Here is a 2,578-nt window from a genome sequence, read left to right as displayed (position 1 = left end):
CACCGCCACGAGTCACCTCACTTGGCACATTGCATACAGTCGACGAATACTGTATGAAGATTGTTATCCCGCATCCGATGGGTGATGTCCAGGGGGCGTGCAGCACTTTTAGGACGGGAGCCGAATCATGGACCTGTACGAGCATCAAGCCCGCGGACTCCTCGAAGAGCACGGCATCCTCGCGCCGAGGGCGGAGGTCCCCAACTGGTCCGAGGAGGCAAGGGGGTTGGCCCGCAGGCTCGGCGGCCGCGTCGTTGTCAAGGCGCAGGTCAGGACCGGAGGGCGGGGCAAGGCGGGCGGCGTGCGGCTCGCCCGCGATCCGGTCGCGGCGGAACTGGCGACACGTCAGATCCTCGGTAGGGACATCAAGGGGCACACGGTCGGCAAGGTCATGCTGGTCCAGCCCGTCGAACTTGCCGACATCGAGGGCGAGTTCTGCGTCTCCTACGTCCTCGACCGCGCGGCGGGCCGCTTCCTCGCGATGGCCTCCGCCGAGGGCGGTACGGAGATCGAGGAGCTCGCCGCCGATCGGCCGGAAGCGGTGGCGCGTATGCACATCGACCCGGCCGAGGGTGTCACCTCCGCGAAGGCGGCGGAGATCACCGAGGCCGCCGGGCTTCCATCGGAGTCCGTGGACGTTCTCGTGCGGCTGTGGCAGGTGCCGGTTCGCGAGGACGCCGTCCTCGTCGAGGTGAACCCGCTCGCTCGCACCCGGCAGGGACAACTCGTCGCCCTCGACGGAAAGGTGACCCTCGACGACAACGCCCTTTTCCGGCAGGCCCGTTGGGGTGTTGAGGAGGTGGAGCGCAACAACTCACCGGAGGCCACGGCCGCCGTGAAGGACCTCAACTGCAGGCGGTGACTGGCGGACCATCCGGCGCCACCAGGTTCATCCCCCCGCCCCCGACTGTGCACCGAGAGCGGAGACACCGAATGACCACCACCCTCAACTCCACCCACCTCGTGGTGAAGTCCGGTACGTCCTGGACCGACGCCTGGCAGCGATGCCTCGCAGTCGCCCCCGAGGCCTTCCGCGACGACCGCGTCCTCAACCTCTGGAACTCCGCCTGGCAGGCGGACGGCCGGACCCTGCCCGCCACAAGCCCCGTCGACGGAAGCCCGATCGCCGGCCCGCCGCGCCTGGACCGGGACACCGCCCACCAGGCGGTACGCGCCTCCCTCGACCAGCACCGCGCCTGGCGGCACGTCCCGCTCCACGAGCGCCGCGCGCGCGTCGCGGCCACCCTCGATGCCCTCACCCAGCACCGCGAACTCCTCGCACTGCTGCTTGTCTGGGAGATCGGCAAGCCGTGGCGGCTCGCCCAGGCGGATGTCGACCGGGCCATCGACGGTGTGCGCTGGTACGTCGACGGCATTGAGCCGATGGTCGCCGAGCGGGTTCCGCTGGACGGCCCGGTGTCCAACATCGCGAGCTGGAACTACCCGATGAGCGTGCTCGTTCACGCAATGCTCGTACAGGCACTGGCAGGCAACGCGGTCATCGCCAAGACCCCGACCGACGGCGGTGTCGCCTGTCTGACCCTGGCCTGCGCACTCGCCGCCCGCGAGGGGATTCCCGTCACCCTCGTCAGCGGCAGCGGAAGAGAGCTGTCCGAGGCGCTGGTGCGGGCGCCGGAGATCGGCTGCGTCTCCTTCGTCGGCGGGCGCGACACCGGCGCCGCGGTGGCCACCGCAGTCGCCGACCTCGGCAAGCGTCACGTACTCGAACAGGAGGGTCTCAACACCTGGGGCATCTGGAACTACTCGGACTGGGACGCCCTCAAGGCCGTCGTCCCCAAGCTCTTCGACTACGGCAAACAGCGCTGCACGGCCTACCCGCGCTTCGTCGTCCAGCGGCAACTGTTCGACGAGTTCCTGACGGCGTACCTCCCGGCGGTGCGCACCCTGCGTGTCGGACACCCGCTCGCCGTCGAGAAGGCCGACGACCCTTACCCGGCACTCGACTTCGGGCCTGTGATCAACGCGGCCAAGGCGAAGGAACTGCACGACCAGGTCGCCGAGGCCATCGCGCGCGGCGCTGTCCCCCTGCACCGCGCCAGTGAAGCCGACGCCCGCTTCCTGCCCGGTCAGGACACCTCGGCGTACGTCCAGCCGGTCACGCTCCTGGGGCCGCCGTCGTCCTCGCCGCTGCATCACGCGGAGCCGTTCGGGCCTGTCGACACCATTGTCCTGGTCGACACGGAGGCGGAGCTGCTCGCCGCGATGAACGCCTCCAACGGCGCGCTGGTGGCCACCCTGTCCATGGACGACCGGGCGACCTTCGACCGGCTGGCCCCGCAGATCCGCGCGTTCAAGGTCGGCCACGGCAAGCCGCGTTCGCGGGGCGACCGTGACGAGCTGTTCGGCGGGTTCGGCGCGTCCTGGCGGGGTGCGTTCGTCGGCGGCGAGCTGCTGGTGCGCGCCGTCACCCAGGGACCGGCGGGCGAGCGGCTGCCCGGGAACTTCCCGGAGTACCAGCTCATGCCGTGACCGGCGGCCGGGCGGCGCCCGTGCGGCGGCGCCCCCCTGACATCGCGTGCACACACGTCGACGTACAAGTGAGGTGGCGATCATGACA

Annotated in this window: 1 protein-coding gene and 1 pseudogene; both read left to right on the top strand. The window is 70.0% G+C overall.

From position 1 onward, the window contains the following. Positions 1-127 precede the first annotated feature (127 nt). Positions 128-850: pseudogene (locus tag G3I71_RS44505) on the top strand (ATP-grasp domain-containing protein); the annotation flags it as partial. 83 nt (positions 851-933) lie between these two features. After that, complete coding sequence (locus G3I71_RS44500) at positions 934-2,490, top strand: aldehyde dehydrogenase family protein (RefSeq protein WP_164324536.1); 1,557 nt, start codon at positions 934-936, stop codon at positions 2,488-2,490. Positions 2,491-2,578 lie beyond the last annotated feature (88 nt).

The sequence above is a fragment of the Streptomyces sp. SID12501 genome (genome assembly GCF_010550245.1).
Taxonomy (GTDB): Bacteria; Actinomycetota; Actinomycetes; order Streptomycetales; family Streptomycetaceae; genus Streptomyces.
Note: the sequence above shows the minus strand (reverse complement) of the source record. Positions and strands in the feature narration are given on the sequence as shown.